We start from the raw sequence: 21431 nt of genomic DNA on the forward strand, positions 1-21431 counted from the left end.
CGGTTGCGATGTCGGACTGGGAACACCAAGGAGCGGCCCGCGCCCCGTGCCCCCGACCGACGCCGCCCGTCGATGCTTCGGCATGACCCGGCCGGTCCGAACAGCCCTCGCGCGGTCGCTCCGACCGACTTTTTCGTGATGCGAGGACATCCGCTCAAATGATGGAGCTATTCACAACTGAGGCGCTTCTCGCGCTGCTTCAGGTCATCATGATCGACCTGGTGCTGGCCGGCGACAACGCCATCGTCATCGGCCTGGCTGCCGCCGGACTGCCGCGGGAACAGCGCGGCAAGGCCATCCTGATCGGCATCCTGGCCGCCACCGTGCTGCGCATCGCCTTCGCGGCGGTCACCACCCAGCTTCTCCAGATCATCGGGCTTCTGCTGGCCGGCGGCGTGCTGCTGCTGTGGGTCTGCTGGAAGATGTGGCGCGAGCTGCGCCAGTCCCATGAGGAGGACGAGGCGGTCGAGGTGCTGGAGGACGACGGCGGAGCCGAGGCGGCCGGCCCGCGCAAGACCCTGGGACAGGCGGTCTGGCAGATCGTCATCGCCGACGTGTCGATGTCGCTGGACAATGTCCTGGCCGTGGCCGGCGCCGCGCGCGAGCATCTGGGGGTGCTGGTCATCGGCCTGACCCTGTCGATCGCCCTGATGGGCCTTGCCGCCAGCGTCATCGCCCGCATTCTGCAGAAGCACCGCTGGCTGGCCTATGTCGGCCTCGCCGTCATCCTGTATGTCGCCCTGCACATGATCTACCGCGGCGCCCTGGAAGTGTGGCCGCTGGTGAACGGTCACGGTTGACCGGCCAGAGAGTATCGGCCTCGATATGACCGGCCGCCGCATTTGAGCGAATGGGGGGAAGGGCTGCGGCGAGAGCTGGGGCCGAATGTCGCACCCAACCCCCTGCGGCGATGCGTGTACTGGCTGAAACCCGCGTCTGCAGCCACTTTGTCTCTCTCCCCGCAAATCCGAATCAGTTTAAAGTCCAAACGGTAGTTGCCGCCTTGAACTTTCAGGCTTGCACGCAGATTGATATACTAATATCCTAAGTGACGTGAACAGGGCGCCGCCGGGGGGCGGCACCGTTGCCAAGCGGAGCGGAACGGGGATGGGGGCAAGGGCAGGGCCTGTGTCGGCCATGCGCAATTTCCGGCCGCGCGTGGCGCGGTCGCAGCGCTGCGAAAAACGGTGGCCGCAACGGGTCCTCACCCACGCTCCGCCTGCAACCGGTCCACGGTTCACCCAGTCACACACGGGCGGCCCACCGGCCACCAGGCAATCCGGAAACACCAGAACAAGAGAGGCCGGCCCGCTCAGGCTCCGGCCCCGCTCTCAGGAGGAGAACCTATGAAGTTTGCACTGACTTCGGTCCGCACCGCGCTGCTGGCCGCCTGTGCCGTCTGCAGCATGATGGCTGCGCCGATGCTGTCGGCTCCGGCCGCCGCGCGCGACTTCCGGTCCGCCGACATCCACCCGACCGACTACCCGACCGTCGAGGCGGCGCGCTATGTCGGCAAGCTGCTGGCGGAACGCACCAACGGCCGTCTCGGCATCAAGGTGTTCCCGAACGGCGCCCTCGGCAACGAAAAGGACACCATCGAGCAGCTGAAGATCGGCGCGCTCGAGATGATGCGCATCAACGTGGCGCCGCTGAACAACGTGGTGCCGGAGACGATGGTCACCGCGCTGCCCTTCATCTTCCGTGACACCGGCCATATGCGCCGCGTTCTGGACGGCCCGGTCGGCGACGAAATCCTGGCGGCGATGGAAAGCCAGGGCATGGTCGGCCTCGCCTTCTACGACAGCGGCTCGCGCAACATGTATTCGGCCGCCAAGCCCTACAAGACTCTGGCCGACATGAAGGGCGCCAAGATCCGCGTCCAGCAGTCCGACCTGTTCGTCGCCATGATCCAGGCGCTGGGCGCCAACGCCACGCCGATGCCCTTCGGCGAGGTCTACACCGCGCTGAAGACCGGCATCGTGGACGCGGCGGAGAACAACTACCCGTCGTATGAGTCCTCGCGCCACTTCGAGGCAGCCAAGTACTACACGCTGACCGAACATGCGATGGCGCCGGAAGTGCTGGTCTTCTCCAAGGTCGCCTGGGACCGCCTGTCGAAGGACGACCAGGCCCTGGTCCGCAAGGCCGCCAAGGAGTCTGTGCCCTACATGCGCAAGCTGTGGGAAGAGCGCGAGCAGAAGTCGAAGGACGTCGTCGTGAAGGCCGGCGCCCAAATCGTCGAAGTCACCAACAAGCAGGAATTCATCGATGCGATGAAGCCTGTCTACGACAAGTTCGCCAACACGCCGAAGCTCCAGAGCCTCGTGCAGCGCGTCCAGGAAACCAAGTAAGCAAGGGGTGAGGCGCGGCGCCGTCCCCGGCGGGACGGTGCCGCCACCCAAGGGGAGCCGCAGCATGGATATCGAGCTGCAAGCAATGGATGTCAGCCCGCCGCATTCCGCCGGCTGGCTGACCCGGATGAACGCGGCGCTGGCCAGGACCGGCATGTATGTCGCCATCATCGGTCTGATGGCAATCGTCGCGGTCGTCTTTTATCAGGTGTTCGGCCGCTACGTGCTGAACAACTCGCCGACCTGGGCGGAAAGCCTGGCCATCGTGCTGGTGCTGTACGTCACCCTGATCGGTGCCGCCGTCGGCGTCCGCGACGCCGGCCACATCGGGCTCGAATCCCTGCTGGTGATGCTGTCTGACAGTGCGCGGCGCAAGATGGACATCTTCATCTACGCGCTGGTCGGAATCTTCGGCGGCTGCATGGCCTACAACGGCTGGGTTCTCGGCAGTTCGGTCATGTCCTACACGATCCCCAACCTTCACATCTCCGAAGCCGTGCGTTACGTGCCGCTGGTCCTGTCGGGTGTGCTGATCGTCCTGTTCTCCATCGAGCATATCGTCGCCATCCTGCGCGGCGAGGAGGTAAAGCCGTCATGGAACTGATGATCCTCAGCATCACCTTCTTCGGCTTCCTCATCCTCGGCATTCCGGTCGCCTTCGCCATCGGCCTGTCGGCGCTCTGCACCATCCTCTATGAAGGCCTGCCCGTCGCGGTGGTCTTCCAGCAGATGATGTCGGGCATGAACGTCTTCTCGTTCCTGGCCATTCCCTTCTTCGTCTTCTCGGGCGAGCTGATGCTGCACGGCGGCGTCGCCGACAAGATCGTCGCCGCGGCGAAGAGCATGGTCGGCCACATCCGCGGCGGTCTCGGCATGTCCAACGTGGTGGCCTGCACCCTGTTCGGCGGTGTCGCCGGCTCCCCCGTCGCCGACGTGTCGGCCATGGGCGCCGTGATGATCCCGATGATGAAGCGGGAGGGCTACCACGCCGACTACGCGGTCAACGTCACCACCCACGCCGCGCTGGTCGGCGCGCTGATGCCGACCAGCCACAACATGATCATCTATGCGCTGGCCGCCGGCGGAAAGGCGTCCATCGGCGCGCTGATCGCCGCAGGCCTGATGCCGGCGCTGCTGCTGATGGTCTGCAACCTGGGCGCCGCCTATTACGTCGCGGTGAAGCGCGGCTATCCCAAGGGGTCCTTCCCCGGCTGGGACATCCTGCTGCACAGCTTCGCCGCCGCCCTGCCGGGCATGCTGATCGTCGTCATCATCCTGGCCGGCATCACCAGCGGCGTGTTCACCGCGACCGAATCGGCCTCCGTGGCCGTGATCTACGCGCTGCTGCTGACCACGCTGGTCTACCGCACGCTGACCCTGGAGAAGTTCCTGGCCGCCGCCGCCAAGACGGTGAAGACCACCGGCGTGGTGCTGCTGCTGATCGGCGTGTCGACGATGTTCCAGTACCTCATGGGGCTCTACGAGGTGGCGGACATGACCGGCGAGCTGCTGGCTGGCATTTCGTCCAACCCCATCGTCATCTTCCTGCTGATCAACATCATCCTGTTCCTGCTGGGCACCTTCATGGACATGGCCAGCACGATCCTGATCTGCACGCCGATCTTCCTGCCGATCGCCATGACCTATGGCATGGACCCGGTGCAGTTCGGCATCGTGATGCTGATCAACTGCGCGCTTGGCCTGAACACCCCGCCGGTCGGCACCACCCAGTTCATCGGCTGCGCCATCGGCGGCGTTTCGGTGGGCGAGGTGATGCGCTCCATCACGCCCTTCTACGGGGCGCTGTTCGTGGCGTTGCTGCTGGTCACCTATGTTCCGGCCTTCTCGCTGTGGCTGCCGCGTCTGCTGATGAACTGAACCGGGGCGGGCCAAAGCGCTCCTGAACAAACACTCTCCTGAACGATTTCTCTCCTGGACTGGGCCGTCGGCTTCTCGCCGATGGCCCATTTTTTTAGCGCCGGCGTCGGGCCATGGGTTTCTGGCTGAAGCGGCGGCGGGTGCCGTCCCTGCACGGGGGTGGCGCCCGTCCCTTCATTCCCCCTGCCAACGGTCGCGGAACACCAGATCCTCCAGCGGCAGGCGCTTGCGCCAGCCCTTGCTTTCCAGTTCCGGCGTCGCCTCGAAATGGGTAACGTGGCCGAGGCAGAGATAGGCGATCGGCACGATCCGCTCCGGGATGCCCAGCGCGTCCCGCAGCGCGTCCTCGTGCAGGATGCTGACCCAGCCGACCCCCAGCCCTTCCGCCCGCGCCGCCAGCCACAGATTCTGCACGGCGCAGACGCAGCTGTAGAGGTCCATCGCCGGCATGTGGGTGCGGCCGAGCACCACCGGGCCGGAGCGTTCGCGGTCGCAGGTGATGCAGAGATTGATCGGCGCCTCGCGGATGCCTTCCAATTTCAGGCGGCTGTAGAGGCTGCGGCGCTCGCCCTCGAACATCGCCGCCGCTTCCTCGGTGGCGCGGGTGAAGTCGGCGTGGATGCGCGACTTCACCTCCTGGTCGGTGATGACGATGAAGTTCCAGGGCTGCATGAAGCCCACCGACGGCGCATGGTGGGCGGCCAGCAGGATGCGGGTCAGCACCTCGTCCGGCACCGGATCGGGCCGGAACTGCCCGCGCACGTCGCGGCGGGAGAAGATCGCCTTGTAGAGCGCGTCGCGCTCGGCCGGCGTGAAGGCGTCATCCTTCTCTTCGGCCATCCGTTACCCCCGCGCGATCAGGTGGACGAAGGACCCCAGCGCCAGTCCGCGCCGGCTGCCGAGCGCGCCCAGGTCGCTGCCGTCCGCTGCCGTGGCATGCAGCAGCGGCGCGTCGTTGCCGCGGGCAAGGGTCGAGGCATAGTGGAACTCGTGCCCCATCAGCGGCGATCCCGCCGGTCCCAGCGGCCCGTCGGCCAGCAGAGCCGCCCGGCGATAGCCCAGATGCAGCCGACGCTTGGCGAAGGAGGTGCGCACCCCCAGCAGCCCGGTCATCGGGTGGGAGACGCCGTCGGCATCCTCCAGCGTCTCCCCCATCACCATGTAGCCGCCGCACTCGCCATAGACCGGCACCCGCTCCGCCGCCGCGCGCAGCCCGTCGCGGAAGGCGTGATTGGCGGCGAGGCGGCCGGCATGCAGCTCCGGATAGCCGCCGGGCAGATAGACGGCATCGGCATCCGGCGAGGGCGCTTCGTCCGCCAGGGGGGAGAAGAAACACAACTCCGCCCCGGCGGCCTGCCAGCCGGCGGTCAGGTGCGGATAGACGAAGGTGAATGCGGCATCCCGCGCGATGGCGATGCGCTGGCCCAGCGGCGGCAGGGCGGGGGCATCGCTGCCGGGACCGGCCTTCGACGGTTTCGCCAGCGCGACGACGCGGTCGAGATCGACATGCTCGGCGACGAAGCGGCCGAGCGCGGCCAGCCGGTCGGCCAGCCCCTCCGTCTCGTCGGCCTGGACGAGGCCGAGGTGGCGTTCGGGCAGGCTGAGATCCGACGCGCGGGGCAGGGCGCCCAGCAGCGGAATGCCCAGCGCCTCGATGGCGTTGCCGGCCAGCGCGGTGTGGCGCGGGCTGCCGACATTGTTCAGCACGACGCCGCCGATGGTCACGTCGTCGCGGTAGGTGGCGAAGCCCTTCACCAATGCTGCGGCCGACTGCGACTGGCCCTTGGCGTTCACCACCAGCAACACCGGCCAGCCGGTGCGCGCCGCGATCTCCGCCGTCGAGCCGGTGCCGGTGGCGCCGACGCCGGCAACCCCGTCGAACAGGCCCATCAGCGCTTCGCAGACCAGCAGGTCGGCGCCCTCGGCGGCGCGGGCGGCCAGCCCGTCCAGCAGGTCCGGCCCCATCGCCCATGTGTCGAGGTTCACGCTCGGCCGGCCGGTGGCGGCGCGGTGGAAGGCCGGGTCGATGTAGTCCGGCCCCGACTTCACCGCCCCCACCGCCACGCCGCGGGCGCGGAGCGCCGCCAGCAGCCCCAGCGTCAGGGTGGTCTTGCCGGTGCCCGAGGCCGGGGCGGCGATGATGAGGCCCTTAGCCATTGTTCTCTCTGGCATTTTGCAGCGCCATCTGGCCCGGCAGCCAGTCCAGCGCCGGGCGCAGCCGCACCATCTCGCCGATCACGATGATGGCGGGCGGCTCCAGCCCGCTCGCCGCCAGATCGGCGACGCAGGTGCCGAGGCTGGTGACGAGGCTCTTCTGGTTGGCGGTCGTCGCCTCCGTCACCACGCCGACGGGGGTGTCGGCGGACAGGCCGCCGGCCATCAGCTCCGCCGCGATGGTCGGCAGCGCCTTCCAGCCCATATAGAGGATCAGCGGTGCCTTGGTGGCGGCCAGCGCCCGCCAGTCCGGCCCGCCGCCCAGCGAGTGGCCGGTCGCCAGGATCACCGCCTGGTTGGTGTCGCGGTGGGTCGCCGGAATGCCGGCATAGGCCGGGCCGGCGATGCCGGAGGTGATGCCGGGGACGATGCGGAAGGGGATGCCGTGGGCGGCCAGCGCCTGCGCCTCCTCCCCGCCGCGGCCGAAGACGAAGGGGTCGCCGCCCTTCAGGCGTAGGACGCGGTGGCCCTCCTTCGCCAGTTCGATCAGGCGGTTGGTGATGTCGTCCTGATGGGCGGAGGGACGGCCGCCGCGCTTTCCGGCGAACTCCAGCCTTGCCGACGGGCTGGCGAGCGCCATGATCCGTTCGGCGACCAGCGCGTCATGGACGATGACGTCGGCTTGCCTTAGACCTTGCAGCGCCAGCAGGGTCAGCAGGCCGGGATCGCCGGGGCCGGAGCCGGCCAGCCAGACGCTGCCGGGGGCGAAGGGGACCAGGACGCTTTCGGGAATGGACGACTCAAACGACATGAACGCGGACTCGGAGCTGGAAGGCGGGACGGCGGACGGCGGGGCCGGAGAGGGTGCCGGCATGCCGGAGCATGCTACACCCTTGCGCCGCGGCTGGACGACGGGAACCTGCGCCACCGCGGCGGCGCGGGCGGCGGCAGAGGCGCTGTTCGGCCGGGAGTTTCCCGATCCGGTGACCGTGACCCTGCCCGGCGGCCAGACCCCGGCCTTCGCGCTGGCGGTGACGGAGCGGGGGGAGGGGGCGGATGGTCCCTGGACCGCGGCCGGCGTGGTCAAGGATGCCGGCGACGATCCCGACGTGACCCATGGCGCGCTGGTGCGGGCGCGGGTCTGGCGCGGCGCGCCCGGCAGCGGCGTGAGTTTCCGCGCCGGCCCCGGCGTCGGCACCGTGACCCTGCCCGGCCTGCCGCTGCCTGTCGGCGAACCGGCCATCAACCCGGTGCCGCGCAGCATGATCGCGCAGGCGCTGGGGGAGGCGGCGCGTGAGGCCGGCCAGCCGGCCGATCTGGTGGTCGAGGTCGGGGTGGAGAATGGCGAGCAGCTCGCCAAGCGCACCATGAACGGCCGGCTCGGGATCATCGGCGGGCTGTCGATCCTGGGGACGACGGGGATCGTCGTGCCCTATTCCTGCGCGGCCTGGATCGCGTCGATCCAGCGCGGCATCGACGTGGCGCGCGCCGCTGGTCTCACCCATGTCGCGGCCTGCACCGGCGACCTGTCGGAAAAGGCGGTGGTGGCGCGCTACGGCCTGTCGGAGCAGGCGCTGCTCGACATGGGCGATTTCGTCGGCGGCACGCTGAAATACCTGCGCCGGCACCCCATCCCGCGCCTGACCCTGTGCGGCGGCTTCGCCAAATTCGGCAAGCTGGCGCGCGGGCTGATGGACCTGCACAGCAAGCGCAACAGTGTCGACTTCGACTGGCTGGCCGGGCGGCTGGCGGAACTGGGCGCCGGGCCGGACCTGATTGCCGAGGTGCGTGGCGCCAACACGGCGGCCCAGGTGCTGGGCATGGCGGACGCCGCCGGCCTGCCGCTGGCCGACCATGTGGCCGAGCTGGCTCGCCGCGCCGCCCAGGATGTGCTGGAGGATGCGCCGATCGCCGTCGAGGTGCTGGTCACCGACCGCCAGGGGCGCATCGTGGGGAGTGCTCCCTCTCCCGCCCCGGGAGAGGGAAGGGGCCCAAGCGAAGCTTGGGAAGGGTGAGGGGTTAGGCACGTAGCCATGCGGTTCGGGATTTTTGGAGGCCCCCTCACCCTCCCCGCCGCGGATGCGGCGGGTCCCCCCCCTCTCCCGGGGCGGGAGAGGGTGATCGTACGCGGGGAGGGAAAACCTCACTCCCCCAGCCCCCGGTAACGCCGCACATGGCTGCCGTCATACAGGGCGCTGCAGCGGAATTCCTCATGGCCCAGCGCCGGGCCGACCAGGATCAGCGCGGTGCGTTCCATCGGTGAGGCCGCCACCTGCGCCGCGATGTCGGCCAGCGTGCCGCGCAGCACCCGTTCGTCCGGCCATGTCGCCCGATAGACCACCGCCGCCGGGCAGTCGGCGCCGTAGAGCGGGGTCAGCCGCTCCACCACCCGGTCGATGACGTGGATCGACAGGTGGATCGCCAGTGTGGCGCCCGAGGCGCCCAGCACCTCCAGCGTTTCGTTCGCCGGCATGGCCGACGCGCGCCCTTCGGTGCGGGTCAGGATCAGCGTCTGGCTGACCTCCGGCAGGGTCAGTTCCCGCCCAAGTGCTGCCGATGCGGCGGCGAAGGCCGGCACGCCGGGGGTGATGGTGTAGGGGATGCCGAGTTCCCGCAGCGCACGGGTCTGTTCCCCCAGCGCGCTGTAGACCGACAGGTCGCCGGAATGCAGCCGCGCCACGTCCTTGCCGGCGGCATGGGCGGCCTGGAACTCGGCGACGATCTCCTCCAGCGTCAGCGGGGCGGTATCGACGATGCGGGCGTCGGCGGGGGCGTGGGCGATGATCTCCTTCGGCACCAGCGAGCCGGCATAAAGGCAGACCGGGCAGCGCGCGATCAGGTCGCGCCCGCGCAGGGTCAGCAGGTCGGGAGCGCCCGGTCCGGCACCGATGAAATGGACGGTCATGAACGGGACTCCGAGAGAGCGACGGCAGGCAGGGCGAGCGCCACGGTGGCGCGGGGGGTGGAGCGGCGCGGCAGCAGCAGGCGCGAACCCGGCCCGGCGGCGGCCAGCGCCGCGGCCTCCGCGACCGACGCCAGCCCGACGGCGGCCAGCACGGTGGAGGAACGGGTGTGGACGCGGTCCTGGGCCGCCAGCATCGCCTCCTCCTCGATGAAGCGCAGCGGCAGGCCGAGCGCGCGGGCAGCCTCCGCCAATCCGGCCTCGTCGGCCTTCATCGCCGGGGCGGCCAGCGCCGCCAGCTGGCGCGCGGCGTCGGGCTGGGCCGCTTCGTCGAAGGCGGCGGCGACCAGACCGGCGATCTCTTCCCAGCCGCAGCCGCGGCGGCAACCCAGGCCAACAAAGACGGGGCCGAACAGCAGGGAGTCGGGCGTCAGGCGGTCCATGCACCCTCCGCATACGGCTTTTCCGCTCGCCACAGCGTGACCGGCATGGCAGCGCGCCAACCGCGGAAGCCGCCGACCGCCGAGGCGCGCGCAACGGCGATCTGGGTCAGCTCGCCGCCCAGTCGCTTGTGCGCGTCTATCAGCACCGCTTCGCTTTCCAGCGTCACCGCATTGGCGGCGATCCGCCCACCGGCGGGCAGGGCGTCCCAGCAGGCCGCCAGCACGCCGTCAGCGGTCAGCCCGCCGCCGATGAAGATGGCGTCGGGCCGCTCCAGACCCTCCAGCGCCGCCGGGGCCTTGCCGCGCGCCAGTGTCAGGCCGGGCACGCCGAAGGCTGAAGCGTTGCTCAGGATGCGGGCGATCCGCTCCGGGTGGTGTTCGACGGCGATGGCACGGTTGGCGGGATCGCGCAGCATCCATTCGATGCCGATGGAGCCCGACCCGGCGCCGACGTCCCACAACAGCTCGCCCCGGCGCGGCGCCAGGAAGGACAAGGTGACGGCGCGCACCTCGCGTTTGGTGATCTGGCCGTCATGCTCGAACCAGTCGTCGGGCAGGCCGGGGGCCAGCGGCAGGACGCGGGCGCCGGGGGCGGCGACGCAGTCCAGCGCGATGGTGTTGAGATCTGCGACCTGTTCAGCGCTCCAGGCATCGGCGGTGGCCTCCAGCCGGCCCTCGCGCGGGCCGCCCATCGCCTCCAGCACGGTCAGGCGCGAAGCGCCGAAGCCGCGGGCGCGCAGCAGGGCGGCGAGCTTCGCCGGAGTCGTTCCGTCCCAGGAAAGAAGTAGAAGCTTGGCGTTCGGTTGCAGATGCGGAATGACCTGCTCCAGCGGGCGGCCGTGAACGGTCAGGCAGCGGCAGTCCTGCAACGGCCAACCCAGCCGTGCAGCGGCAAGACTGAAGGCGGACGGGGCTGGAATCAACGTCGTTTCCGCAGCCGGAACGAGCCGCGACAGCGTGGCGCCGACGCCGTACCAGGACGGATCGCCGCTCGCCAGCACACAGACCCGCTGTCCGCACCGGGCCAGCAGGTCGGGGAAGGCGTCGGTCATCGGCGACGGCCAAGACAACCGTTGCTGTCCCGCAACGACCGGCACGAGATCGAGGTGGCGGCTGCCGCCATAGAGGATTGTGGCGCCTTCCACCGCCGCGCGGGCGGCGGGCGACAAACCGTCCCAGCCATCCTCGCCGATGCCGACGATGGTGAGCCAGCGGGCCGTTCCCATGCTATCCATGGCGCCGATCCTGACGGGTGGGGAGGGGGAATTGGTCAAAGTTCTGATCTTGGGCGGCACGACGGAGGCGACGGCGCTGGCGAAGCGGCTGGCCGGCCATTCCAGCATCGACGCCCGCGTGTCGCTGGCTGGCCGGACGAAGAACCCGGTGCTGCCGCCGCTGCCCACCCGCATCGGCGGTTTCGGCGGGGTGGAGGGGCTTGCCGGTTACCTGCGCGCCGAAGGGATCGGTGCGGTGATCGACGCGACGCATCCCTTCGCGGCGCAGATCTCCGCCAATGCCGCCGCGGCCTGTGCACAGGCCGGCGTGCCGCTGCGTGTCCTGACCCGGCCGGCCTGGGTGGCGGGGCCGGGCGACCGCTGGATCGGCGTGCCGGACATGGACGCTGCGGCGCTGGCGCTGCGCGACCTGGGCGACACCGTGTTCCTGACCATCGGCCGGCAGGAGGTCGCGTCCTTCGAGGCGATGCCCGACAAGCGCTACCTGATCCGCGCCGTCGATCCGCCGGAACCGATGCCGGCCCTGCCGCGCATGAGCCTGATCCTCGACCGCGGACCGTTCACCGTGGAGGGCGAACTGGCGCTGATGCGGGGGGAGCGGATTGAGGTGGTGGTGAGCAAGAACAGCGGCGGGCGCGCCACCGACGCGAAGCTGGAAGCCGCGCGCACGCTGGGCCTGCCGGTGGTGATGGTGGAGCGGCCGGCGGGCAACGGCGTGGCGGAACTGCACGGGGTGGAGGACGCGGTGGGGTGGTTGGAGGGGGTGTGAGGCACTCCACTCCCTCTCCCCCCCGGGGAGAGGGTCGGGGTAAGGGGGATGCACCGCGTGCCTTCCCGAGAATCCACTCCGCGCATCCCCCTTACCCAGCCCTCTCCCCAGGGGGGAGAGGGTTACTCGCGGTGGGTTGGTCGCCGGCATCTCCGCCCGCACTGCCATCACGCCCATCCTCACCCCCGATAATGCCGGGGCGTGTACACCCAGCGCCTGCCGTCGGCCCGCGCGACGAAGCGGGTGTGCGAGGCGCCGATGATGACCAGCGTGCGCATGTCCGCCTGCTCCGCCCGCACCTCGCCCAGCGTCGTCACCGTCAGCTCCTCGTCCGGTCGGCCGACGGCGCGGCCCAGCACGATGGGAGTTTCCGGCGCGCGGATGTCGCGCAGGGCGTCGAAGGCGGCGCCGAGTTGCCAGGGGCGGGCGCGGGAGATCGGGTTGTAGAGCGCGATGACGAAATCCGCCTCCGCCGCGAGACGCAGGCGCTTCAGCACCACGTCCCACGGCTTCAGATTGTCGGACAGCGAAATGGCGCAGAAATCATGCCCCAGCGGCGCCCCGGCCCGCGCGGCGGCGGCCTGCATGGCGGACACGCCGGGATCGACCGACAGATCCACCGCGCGCCAAGCCTCCGGCGCGTCAGGATCGTCGAGTGCCTCGAAGATGGCGGCGGCCATGGCGAAAATGCCGGGGTCGCCGCCCGAAACCACCGCCACCCGCCGGCCCTGCGCCGCCAGATCGAGCGCGAAGCGGGCGCGGTCCAGCTCCACCCGGTTGTCGGAGGCGTGGCGCACCTGATTTCCCGGCGGCACCCGCTCGACATAAGGGAAATAGCCGACGAGGTCGGTCGCTTCGGCCAGATCGCGCCGGGCCTCCGGTGTCAGCCAGTCTTCGGGACCTGGGCCTAGCCCCACCACCTTAAGCCAGCCATTGTTCTCCGGGGCAGTCATCCGCGCTTGCCCTCGCCCGGAATGACGATCTGGGAGAAGTAGGGGGCGACGTCCGGCGCCTCCAGGAAGGGCATGAAGCGCTGTTCGTCCATGCTGGCGCGCTCCACGTACCATGCCCGCTCGGCCAGCCCGGCGGCGGCGATGGCGCGGCGGACCTTGGGCAAATTCTGGCCCAGCTTCATCACCACGCAGGCATCGGCGGCGGTCAGCGCGCGGACCAGCGCCGCCTCGTCCAGCGTGCCGGGGATCACCGACAGCACGTCGTCGCGCAGCATCAGCGGGCGCGGCAGCAGCGAGGCGCTGCAGACCATGCTGGTGACGCCGGGGATGACCTCCGACTTGAAGCGCCCGGACAGCCGTAGGAACAGATGCATGAAGGAGCCGTAGAAGAACGGATCCCCCTCGTTCAGCGCGGCGACGGAGCGGCCGGCGGCGAGATGCTCCGCGATGCGCTCGGCGGACTCGTCGAAGAAGGCTTCGATCTGGCGGCCGTATTCCGGGTGGGTCGGCGGCAGTTCCACCGTGACCGGATAGACCATCGGCAGTTCGATCTGGTCGGGCGTGATGGCTTGGTCAGCGATGCGGCGGGCCTGCCCCCTGGTGCCGCGCTTGCAGAAATAGGCGACGACCGGGCAGGCGCCGATGGTGCGCACCGCCTTCAGCGTCATCAGTTCCGGGTCGCCGGGGCCGACGCCGACGCCGAACAGGGTGCCGGGGGGAAGGGGCTCGCCGCTCATTCGACGTCGCTCGCCAGGGCGTTGACGGCGGCGGCGGCCATGGCGCTGCCGCCGCGCCGGCCCCGGATCGCCAGATAGGGGACGCCGAAGGGGTTTTCGGCCAGTGCCTCCTTGCTTTCCATCGCGCCGACGAAGCCGACGGGGAAGCCCAGGATCGCCGCCGGTTTCGGCGCGCCGGCCGCCAGCATCTCCAGCAGGTAGAACAGCGCCGTCGGCGCGTTGCCGATGGCGACCACCGATCCGCCCAGCCGGTCGCCCCACAGGTCGAGCGCCGCGGCGGAGCGGGTGTTGCCGATGCTCTTGGCCAGATCGGGCACGGCGGCGTCGCGCAGGGTGCAGACCACTGCGTTGTCGGCCGGCAGGCGGGCGCGGGTCACGCCATGGGCGACCATTTCGCTGTCGCAGAGGATGGGTGCGCCGGACCGCAGGGCGGCGCGGGCGGCGCTGCCGACATCGGCGGAGAACAGCAGATCCTGGGCGGCATCGACCATGCCGCAGGCGTGGATGACGCGCACCGCCACCGGCTTCAGGTCGTCGGGAATGGCTGACAGGTCGGCCTCCGCCCGGATTGTGGCGAAGGACTGGCGGTAGATGGCCGCTCCGTCGCGGATATAGTCGTAGAGCGGCTCAGGCACCGGTGGACTCCTCGGTCAACAGATCCGCGACGCGGGCCACGGCGTCGGCGGGGGACAGGCCGGTGTGCCCCTGCTTATGGCGGGTGGCGTCACCGGGTCTTGCGTTCAGGGCGACGTCATACACGCCGTCGCGGGCGGTCAGGGTGACATCGGCGATGGCGGGATGGGCGCAGCCCTTGGCGCAGCCCGACACATGCACCATTCGCACATGGTCCAGCAAGGGGCCTGCGCGCTCGGCGATGGCGAGCGCCGTCGCATGGGTGTCGGTGGTGCCGACATCGCAGCCGCCCGCCCCGCTGCACGCCGTCAGCTTCAGGCGGCGGTCGGTGTGCGACAGGATGGCGCTGCGGGCGCGGGCGATGGTTTCGGCGTCCGGGGAGGGGGCGACGAGGATCAGGGCGCGCCAGGGGGTGATGCGGATCTCGGCGCAGGCGGAAGCCAGGGCGGCCAGGGTGGCGGCGGTCAGGCGGCCGAAGGGGAAGGCGACCACTTTCCCGGCTATAAGTCCCTTCTCCCCCCCGCTCTCGCGCAAACAAAGTTTGCGCTGACGCGACAGGCGGACCTCCGGTCCGCCGATAGCGGGGAGAAGGTTAGGATGAGGGGGTTCGGCAACGCCGAAGAGATCCATGAGGTGCGTCCCCCTCACCTTGATCCTCTCCCCGGGGGGGAGAGGAGAAACCGAAGGGGGAAGGCGCTTTCCTATCTCTTCAGTGCCAATCACCGCGACCAAACCAGCCATGCGGCGCGGTGGTTCCGGCAGCGATGCGCGCAGCTCCAGAAAGGCGCGGCCCAGCGCGGAGGCCACGTCCGCCACATCCTCCGCCCGGCACAGCCCCAGCGGTGCGGCCTTCGCCAGCGTGCCGCCCAACGACACCCGGAACCGCTCCGCGTCCGCCGCGTCGAAGCGTATGTCGGTGCTGCTGCCGGCCAGATGGCCGATGCCGCCGCCGCACACCAGCCAGCCGAATTTCGGCGGCAGGCGGTGCAGGGCCGTATCCGCCGCCAACCGCGCGTCGAGCGTACGTGCCACCGCCCGTACGTCCATCAACGCGCTGGGGTCCAGCCCGGCGGTGGGGGAGCACAGCAAATTGCGCACCGCCTCGCTCGCCGCATCGTCGGAGACATAGCCCATCTCGCGCAGGGCATCGGTCACCGGCTCCAGCGCCTCGGCGGGAATACCGCGCAGCTGCAGATTGCCGCGGTGGCTGAGGTCGATCAGGCCGTTTCCGTAACGATCCCCCAACTCCGCGATGCGGCGGGCGTGGTCGGCGGGCAGCACGCCGGCGGGGACGCGGACGCGCAGCAGGAACCCGTCGCCGACCTGCATCGGCGCCAGCACGCCGGGGCAGGTGCCGCGCCGTCTCGGCTGGTTGGCGACAGGGTTCGTCATGCCGCGATCTCCCGGAGGCGCCGCAGCTCCTCGGCCAAATCCTCCGCGGTGGAGTTGCGGCGGGGATGCCACAGGCCGCGGTCGAGCGCCTCGCTCATGCGCGCCAGAATGTGCCGGGCGGCGGCAGGATTGGCATGCGACAGGAAGTCCCACACCTCCGCATCCTCGACGTACGCGTCATACAGCTGGTCGAAATGGGCGGGACGTACGGCGTCGGTGGTGGCGGCGAAGGCGAACAGCGTGTCGACGCCGGCCGCCAGCTCCGCCGCCCCGCGATAGCCGTGGCGCATCATGCCCTGGATCCAGCGCGGGTTGGCCGCCCGGCCGCGCAGGGTGCGGGCGATCTCCTCCGCCAGGGTGCGGACGGTGAGCTTTTCCGGATCGGCGCTGTCGAGGTGGTAGAGCGCCGGTTCGGACTCCTCCAGCGCCGCCGCGGCGGCGAAACCGCCCTCGAACTGCATGAAGCCGTCGGTGGACAGCACGTCATGCTCGCGCTGGTCCTGGTGGTGGACCAGGGCGTCGGCCCCACCCACCCGGCGGCGGAACAAGGCCGGCAGCGGCACGCCCTCCAGCCCGGCGCCATAGGCGTGGCAGCCGCCCTCCAGATAGGCGGCGCCGAAATCGGCCCGCGCGGTCCAGTCGCCGCGCGCGATCATGCCGGACAGTGCCGTGCCGTAGATGCCGGGGGCGGCGCCGAAGATGCGGGCGGTTGCCCAGCGGCGGGCGTCCGCCGCGTCGGTGCCGGATGTTGCGAGGCGCTGTTCCTCGGCCCGCGCGGTGGCGGCGAGCGGGTTGGTGTCGTCGGGCTCGTCCAGCCCGGCGACGGCGCGCACCGCCTGATCGAACAGGGCGATCTGCTGCGGGAAGACGTCGCGGAACAGGCCGGAGATGCGCAGCGTCACATCCACCCGCGGGCGGCCCAGCACGCCGGCCGGCATGATCTCGTAGCCGGTGACGCGGCCGGAGCCATTCTCCCAGATCGGGCGGACGCCCAGCAGGGCCAGCGCCTGGGCCAGCTCGTCGCCGCCGGTGCGCATGGCGGGGGTGCCCCAGCAATCCACCACCAGCCGCTGCGGCCAGTCGCCATGATCCTGGAGATAGCGGGTGATCAGCGCGTCCGCCGCCTGCCAGCCCAGCGTCCAGGCGGTCGGCGTCGGCACCCCGCGCGGGTCGAGCGCATAGAGGTTGCGGCCGGTCGGCAGGGTGTCCGCCCGCCCGCGCGCCGGCGAGCCGCCGGGACCGGGGCGGACGAAACGGCCGTCCAGCCCGTCGAGCAGCGCCCGCATCTCCGCCTCGCCGCAGGCGTCGACGGCTGTGGCAACGGTGAGCGGATCGGCGGTGCGGGCGACGGCGGCGGTCAGGCGGTCGCGGCGCTCGCCGGCCGGGCTGTGGCCGAAGACATGCAGGCCGTCGCGGATCTGCAATTCCTTGATGTCGCAGAGATGGGCGTCCAGCCGCGACAGGATGGCGTCGGGATCGTCGTCCGGGCGCAGATTGCAGTCGGCGGCGACACCGGATTTCCAGGCAAGGTCGAGGATCGTCTCGCGCAGCATGCCCAGCCGCCGCGGGTCGAGTCCGGTCGCCTGCGAATACTCGTCGATGGCGGTTTCCAGCGCGGCGAGTTCGCCATAGAGGCCGGATTCGACGGGCGGCGGGGTCAGATGGCCGATCAGCACGGCGCCGAGGCGGCGGCGGGCCTGCACCCCCTCGCCCGGATTGTTGACAATGAAGGGATAAAGGGTCGGCAGGGCGCCGCCGACGATCTCCGGCCAGCAATCGGCCGACAGCGCCACCGCCTTGCCCGGCAGCCATTCCAGCGTGCCATGGGCGCCGATCTGCACCAGCGCGTGGATGCCGACGACATGGCGGAGCCACAGGTAAAAGGCGAGATAGCCGTGGCTGGGGGGCGTGTCGGGGTCGTGATGCTGGGCGGTGGTCAGGGGACCGTGGCCGCGGCTGGGCTGCACCGCAACCACGGCATTGCCGCAGGGCAGGGCGCGGAAGGCGAAAGCGTTCTCGCGGCAGGCGGGATCGGTCTCGGGCTCACCCCAGGTCACGGCGATGCGGGCGCGCAGCTCCGGCGGGGCGAGGCGCCGGTAGTCGGCCAGCGACAGGGTCGGGGTGGGGGCGGAGGTCAGGGCCGCCATCAGGTCGGCGCCCCCACCCAAGATGGTGTCCGGGATGGCGGACAGGCCGTAGCCCTCGGCGGACAGGCGGTGAAGCATCGCGATGGTGCTGGCCGGGCTGTCGAGGCCCACCGCATGGCCGATGCCGCCGCCGGGGCCGGGATAGTCGGACAGGACCAGCGCCAGCCGCCGCTCCGCCCGCGGGGTGCGGGACAGCCGGACCCAGCTTGCCGCGAGGTCGGCGGTGAAGGCCACCCGGTCGGGGATCGGGCGCAGGACCGGGGCGGCGAATTGCAGGTCGGGGTCGGGCTCTCCCGCCGTCTTGAAGGCGATGGCGCGGGCGACGATGCGGCCGTCCATCTCCGGCAGCACGACGTTCATGGCGAGGTCGGACGGCGCCAGCCCGCGCGTGGACGCCTGCCAGCCGGCTTCGGGCGTGGTGGAAAGGATCGCCTGAAGGACCGGGCTGCCGTTGGCTTCCAGCGGCGAGCCGTCGTCGCGGGCGGCGGAGAAAGCGGTGGTGTTGACGACGACGGCGGCGTTCTGGGCGGTCAGGCTGGCGCGCGTCCAGGCGGCGCAGTCCGGCTCCTTCAGGCTGGCCACGAACAGCGGGCGGGGGGCGAGGCCGCGGGCGGCCAGCGCGTCGCAGAGCGCGTGGATCGGCGCGAGGTCGCCGGCCAGCAGGTGGGAGCGGTAGAAGACGACCGCGGCGACCGGGGCATTGGCCGGCACGGGACCGCTCCAGCCGTCATAGGCGCCGAAGCGCGGGACCGGGGCAGGGTCCTCATGGGGCAGGGGCGTGCCGGCCAGCGTCGCGGCGCAGGCCAGCAGATGGGCCATGTTGGCCGGGCCGCCCTCGGTGAAATAGCGCCAGAGGCGGTCGGCGGTCTCGGGGGCGACGGTGCCGTAGGCGGTGAGGTTCGGGTCGGGCTGCGCCTCGCCGGACAGGACGGCCAGCGGGATGCCGCGCTCGCGGCAGAGGGCGGAGAGCCGGTCGAGGCCGTAGCGCCAATAGCCGCTGCCGCCTAGCAGGCGCAGGACCACCAGCTTCGCCTTGGCGACGATGGCGTCGGCGTAGAGATCCACCGACAGCGGATGGCCGAGCCGGTTGAGGTTGGCGAGGCGGAGGCTGGGCAGCCGCCCGCGCCCGGCCCGCCACGCGGCGGCGAGCGCGGTCAGGTCGCTGTCGGAGAAGGACAGCATGACGAGGTCGGCCGGCGTCTGCCCCAGGTCTTCCGCCTGGGGGCCGGCGTCCAGTTCGTCCTGGCGGGCGGCGAGCAGGTGCATGGTTCGATGTCCAGGGGCGGCGGTGCCCCCTCCCTCCCGGGCTTACGCCCGGGTCCCTCCCTCCCCCGCTTCGCAGGAGAGGGTGGATTTGCTATGCGGCGGCAGTTCCCTCTCCCACGATCGGACCGGCCTTTGGCCGGCCGAGGGTGGGGGAGGGTTAGGGAGGGGGCAAACGCCGCGACACCCTAACCCTTACCCAACAACCGCCCGCGTCACCGCATCGCGGTCCAGCCCGGTCTCGCCGATCACGACCAGACGGCTGCGGCGCTCCTCGCCGGGCTTCCACAGGCGGTCGTAGTGGGTCTGGATGCGGGTGCCGACGCCCTGGACCAGCAGGCGCATCGGCTTGCCGGGCACGTCGATGAAGCCCTTCAGGCGCAGCACGCCGTGCAGGCCGGCGACCTGCTCCAGCGTCAGCGCCAGACGGGCGGGATCGGGCTGCGGCGGCAGCTCCACCACGAAGCTGGTGAAGTCGTCGTGGTCGTGGCCCTCTTCATCGTCATGGTGGCTGGGACGGTTGGCGAGGTCGTCCTCCACCGCCGCGCCGACGCCGAGCAGGACCAGCGGATCGACGGCCCCTTGCGAGGCCCGCACCAGCTTGGCGTCGCGGCCGACCGTGTGGGAGAGGGCGCCGCGGATGAGATCCTCGACGCGGGCGAGGTCGCCGTCGGCCAGCAGATCGGTCTTGTTGACGACGATCAGGTCGGCGCAGAGCAGCTGGTCCTCGAACACCTCTTCGATCGGCGTTTCGTGATCGACGGTGCCGGCGGCGTCGCGCTGGGCCTCCAGCGCCGCGGGATCGGGGGCGAAACGGCCCTCCGCGGCGGCGGCGGCGTCCACCACGGCGATGACGCCGTCCACGGTCACGCGGGTCTTGATCGCCGGCCAGTGGAAGGCCTGGACCAGCGGCTTGGGCAGGGCAAGGCCGCTGGTCTCGATGATGATATGCTCGGGCGGCTCCGGCCGGGCCAGCAGCTTTTCGATGGCCGGGACGAAGTCGTCGGCGACGGTGCAGCACAGGCAGCCGTTCGCCAGCTCGATCACGTCGTCTTCGGTGCAGGTCGGGTTGCCGCAGGCGCGCAGGATGTCGCCGTCGATGCCGACATCGCCGAACTCGTTGATGATCAGGGCCAGCCGTCGGCCGTCGGCCTTTTCCAGCAGGCCGCGGATCAGCGTGGTCTTGCCGGCGCCGAGAAAGCCGGTGATGACGGTTGCCGGAACCTTGCCGGCGGCCGTCTTGGGAAGGGCGGACATGGGACGTGGCTCCTTAACGCGCGCCGGGCTGGACCCGCAGGGCAGGGCGATGCTCGGCCTCGCCGACCAGACCGCTTATCAGCCAGCCGCAAGTCGCGCCCAGGATCGCCCAGAACAGGGCGGCGCTGCCGAGCGAGGCGGTGACGAAATGGGCGGCCAGCTCCGGCGGGACGGCGCCCTCGGCGCTTTCCGGGTGGGGCGCGCCGACCAGATGGGGCAAGGCGGCGGCGATGACGGCGGCGGCGATGACGAGGCGGTTGCGGGCGAAGGCGAGCGCGGCCATGCCGACGCCGGCCCCGGCTGCGGCGGCCAGCCACCAGAGCTGGCGCAGCTCCAGATCGGCCCCGGCCATGCCCGGCAGTTCCGGCGGCAGGCCGAAGGACGGCGCCAGCGACACGGCGACGAAACCGCCGGCCCCCCACACCAGCCCGCGCCGCGCATCGACCGGCCGGCCGGCAAGCAGCATCGCGGCCGACAGCAGCAGCGCATAGGCGACGCCGGTCAGCAGGTTTGAGACGATGGTCAGGCCGATGCGCTGCATCGCCTCGTCCAGCGTGGTGGGCACGCCTTCGCCGACCTCGCGCACGGGGCCATGCTGATGCGACTCGGCAGCGGCAGCAGCGCCGGGGGCGGCCACGGCCGGAGCGGGCGGCGGGGTCACCACCTCGTATTTCTCGGCTTCAAGGATCAGCGGGACGGTCGTCGCCTGCTGAACGACGGAAGCGGCCGTGCCGGAGAGCACGCCCGCGACCAAAGCGGCTGTGAACAGCCGCCGGATCAGGTCCATGACCCTGGCTTAGTGGCAGGGAAACGCGAAGGAGTGACGGGCATCGTGAGCCGCGTCGTGGATCTGCTGCGGCTGGGCGAAGCCGACGCCGTACAGCAGGAAGCTGCCCAGCAGGATCGCGGCGAAGGCGGCGACCGCGGTCTGGGCGGCGCTGCGGGTCGCGGAACCGGCGGCAGTGTGGATCGAACGGGTGGTCATGGAACGAAATCCTTGCTGTCCCGCCACACCCGGCGGGGTTGGGAAAGGTCGATTCATCCGCCGGCAGGTTTCCTGGCTCGCGGGTCGTCGCATCGCCGTCCGCCTTCCCGGCGCAAAGGCCAGTGGCATGATGGACGGGACGCTCGCCGCACACAGTTGCGGGGGCAGCCGCGGCATTGGACCCCGTGCAACGGAGATCCGCACCGCATTCCCTATTATCCCCGTCATCCGTCAGGACGGGCGGGGCACCGTCGGACGGCCACAATCGCAGTGCGGTGCCGATTTGGCAAGTCCGCAATATGGCGTCGGCCACACGGACGATCTTGCGCACC

Annotated in this window: 20 protein-coding genes and 1 riboswitch; of the genes, 6 read left to right on the top strand and 14 right to left on the bottom strand. The window is 70.7% G+C overall.

All coding sequences use genetic code 11. The features are described from left to right. Positions 1 to 158: 158 nt before the first annotated feature. The 4 genes from AZOLI_RS25255 to AZOLI_RS25270 all read left to right on the top strand — a co-directional run bounded on the left by AZOLI_RS25255 (position 159) and on the right by AZOLI_RS25270 (position 4229). The gene (locus AZOLI_RS25255) at positions 159 to 800 is read left to right on the top strand and encodes a TerC family protein (RefSeq protein ID WP_014189477.1); all 642 of its coding nucleotides are present in this window, start codon (positions 159 to 161) and stop codon (positions 798 to 800) included. Positions 801 to 1346: 546 nt separating this feature from the next. Then, entirely contained in the window at positions 1347 to 2351 is a 1005-nt protein-coding gene (locus AZOLI_RS25260) for a TRAP transporter substrate-binding protein (protein WP_014189478.1), read from the top strand. A gap of 64 nt (positions 2352 to 2415) precedes the next feature. Beyond that, positions 2416 to 2955, top strand: a complete 540-nt coding sequence (locus AZOLI_RS25265; RefSeq protein ID WP_014189479.1) for a TRAP transporter small permease — start codon at positions 2416 to 2418, stop codon at positions 2953 to 2955. Then, positions 2946 to 4229, top strand: coding sequence for a TRAP transporter large permease (locus AZOLI_RS25270; RefSeq protein ID WP_044553145.1), 1284 nt, complete (start codon positions 2946 to 2948; stop codon positions 4227 to 4229). Before AZOLI_RS25265 ends, AZOLI_RS25270 begins: the two co-directional genes overlap by 10 nt. A 174-nt stretch (positions 4230 to 4403) precedes the next feature. Here AZOLI_RS25270 and bluB read toward each other — a convergent pair whose 3' ends face one another. Genes bluB through cobA form a run of 3 tightly spaced genes read right to left on the bottom strand, consistent with a single transcriptional unit; the run spans position 4404 to position 7194 of the window. Beyond that, positions 4404 to 5069 carry a 5,6-dimethylbenzimidazole synthase gene (bluB, locus tag AZOLI_RS25275; RefSeq protein ID WP_014189481.1) on the bottom strand — a complete coding sequence of 222 codons (666 nt, stop codon included), beginning with the start codon at positions 5067 to 5069 and terminating at the stop codon, positions 4404 to 4406. A 3-nt stretch (positions 5070 to 5072) separates the two neighbouring features. Continuing rightward, entirely contained in the window at positions 5073 to 6401 is a 1329-nt protein-coding gene (locus AZOLI_RS25280; RefSeq protein WP_014189482.1) for a cobyrinate a,c-diamide synthase, read from the bottom strand. Continuing rightward, positions 6379 to 7194, bottom strand: coding sequence for a uroporphyrinogen-III C-methyltransferase (cobA, locus tag AZOLI_RS25285; RefSeq protein ID WP_014189483.1), 816 nt, complete (start codon positions 7192 to 7194; stop codon positions 6379 to 6381). Before cobA ends, AZOLI_RS25280 begins: the two co-directional genes overlap by 23 nt. A gap of 61 nt (positions 7195 to 7255) precedes the next feature. Between cobA and AZOLI_RS25290 the strand changes: the two genes are divergently transcribed. Beyond that, positions 7256 to 8398, top strand: a complete 1143-nt coding sequence (locus AZOLI_RS25290; RefSeq protein WP_014189484.1) for a cobalt-precorrin-5B (C(1))-methyltransferase — start codon at positions 7256 to 7258, stop codon at positions 8396 to 8398. 128 nt (positions 8399 to 8526) lie between these two features. On the opposite strand, the gene cobM is transcribed toward AZOLI_RS25290, so the two are convergent. The 3 genes from cobM to AZOLI_RS25305 are packed head-to-tail and all read right to left on the bottom strand — an operon-like array spanning position 8527 to position 10954. Continuing rightward, the gene (gene cobM / locus AZOLI_RS25295; RefSeq protein WP_014189485.1) at positions 8527 to 9288 is read right to left on the bottom strand and encodes a precorrin-4 C(11)-methyltransferase; all 762 of its coding nucleotides are present in this window, start codon (positions 9286 to 9288) and stop codon (positions 8527 to 8529) included. After that, a complete protein-coding gene (locus AZOLI_RS25300) occupies positions 9285 to 9728 on the bottom strand; it encodes a cobalamin biosynthesis protein (protein WP_014189486.1) in 444 nt (147 codons plus the stop codon). The genes cobM and AZOLI_RS25300 overlap by 4 nt, the downstream gene beginning before the upstream one ends. Next, positions 9716 to 10954 (bottom strand): bifunctional cobalt-precorrin-7 (C(5))-methyltransferase/cobalt-precorrin-6B (C(15))-methyltransferase, encoded by a 1239-nt coding sequence (locus AZOLI_RS25305; RefSeq protein ID WP_014189487.1) that lies wholly within the window; start codon positions 10952 to 10954, stop codon positions 9716 to 9718. Before AZOLI_RS25305 ends, AZOLI_RS25300 begins: the two co-directional genes overlap by 13 nt. Between AZOLI_RS25305 and AZOLI_RS25310 the strand changes: the two genes are divergently transcribed. Next, the gene (locus AZOLI_RS25310) at positions 10953 to 11732 is read left to right on the top strand and encodes a cobalt-precorrin-6A reductase (protein WP_044553146.1); all 780 of its coding nucleotides are present in this window, start codon (positions 10953 to 10955) and stop codon (positions 11730 to 11732) included. The two genes, AZOLI_RS25305 and AZOLI_RS25310, sit on opposite strands and share 2 nt — an antisense overlap. A gap of 179 nt (positions 11733 to 11911) precedes the next feature. Here AZOLI_RS25310 and cobJ read toward each other — a convergent pair whose 3' ends face one another. From cobJ to AZOLI_RS25350, 8 genes are all read right to left on the bottom strand, one after another. Beyond that, the gene (gene cobJ / locus AZOLI_RS25315; protein WP_014189489.1) at positions 11912 to 12685 is read right to left on the bottom strand and encodes a precorrin-3B C(17)-methyltransferase; all 774 of its coding nucleotides are present in this window, start codon (positions 12683 to 12685) and stop codon (positions 11912 to 11914) included. Continuing rightward, positions 12682 to 13422 carry a precorrin-2 C(20)-methyltransferase gene (locus AZOLI_RS25320; protein ID WP_014189490.1) on the bottom strand — a complete coding sequence of 247 codons (741 nt, stop codon included), beginning with the start codon at positions 13420 to 13422 and terminating at the stop codon, positions 12682 to 12684. Before AZOLI_RS25320 ends, cobJ begins: the two co-directional genes overlap by 4 nt. Continuing rightward, a complete protein-coding gene (locus AZOLI_RS25325) occupies positions 13419 to 14057 on the bottom strand; it encodes a precorrin-8X methylmutase (protein ID WP_014189491.1) in 639 nt (212 codons plus the stop codon). Before AZOLI_RS25325 ends, AZOLI_RS25320 begins: the two co-directional genes overlap by 4 nt. Continuing rightward, positions 14050 to 15447: a precorrin-3B synthase gene (gene cobG, locus AZOLI_RS25330; RefSeq protein ID WP_014189492.1), complete on the bottom strand. Its 1398-nt coding sequence runs from the start codon at positions 15445 to 15447 to the stop codon at positions 14050 to 14052. The genes AZOLI_RS25325 and cobG overlap by 8 nt, the downstream gene beginning before the upstream one ends. Then, positions 15444 to 18860 (bottom strand): cobaltochelatase subunit CobN, encoded by a 3417-nt coding sequence (cobN, locus tag AZOLI_RS25335; RefSeq protein ID WP_014189493.1) that lies wholly within the window; start codon positions 18858 to 18860, stop codon positions 15444 to 15446. The genes cobG and cobN overlap by 4 nt, the downstream gene beginning before the upstream one ends. 192 nt (positions 18861 to 19052) lie before the next feature. Beyond that, positions 19053 to 20114 (bottom strand): cobalamin biosynthesis protein CobW, encoded by a 1062-nt coding sequence (gene cobW, locus AZOLI_RS25340; protein ID WP_014189494.1) that lies wholly within the window; start codon positions 20112 to 20114, stop codon positions 19053 to 19055. 13 nt (positions 20115 to 20127) lie between these two features. Next, on the bottom strand, positions 20128 to 20901 hold the full coding sequence (locus AZOLI_RS25345; RefSeq protein ID WP_014189495.1) for a CbtA family protein: 774 nt from the start codon (positions 20899 to 20901) through the stop codon (positions 20128 to 20130). Positions 20902 to 20910: 9 nt separating this feature from the next. Continuing rightward, positions 20911 to 21099, bottom strand: a complete 189-nt coding sequence (locus tag AZOLI_RS25350) for a CbtB domain-containing protein (protein WP_014189496.1) — start codon at positions 21097 to 21099, stop codon at positions 20911 to 20913. 45 nt (positions 21100 to 21144) lie between these two features. Then, positions 21145 to 21367, bottom strand: a riboswitch (cobalamin riboswitch). Between the last annotated feature and the right edge of the window lie 64 nt (positions 21368 to 21431).

Source organism: Azospirillum lipoferum 4B (genome assembly GCF_000283655.1).
GTDB classification, from domain to species: Bacteria; Pseudomonadota; Alphaproteobacteria; order Azospirillales; family Azospirillaceae; genus Azospirillum; species Azospirillum lipoferum_C.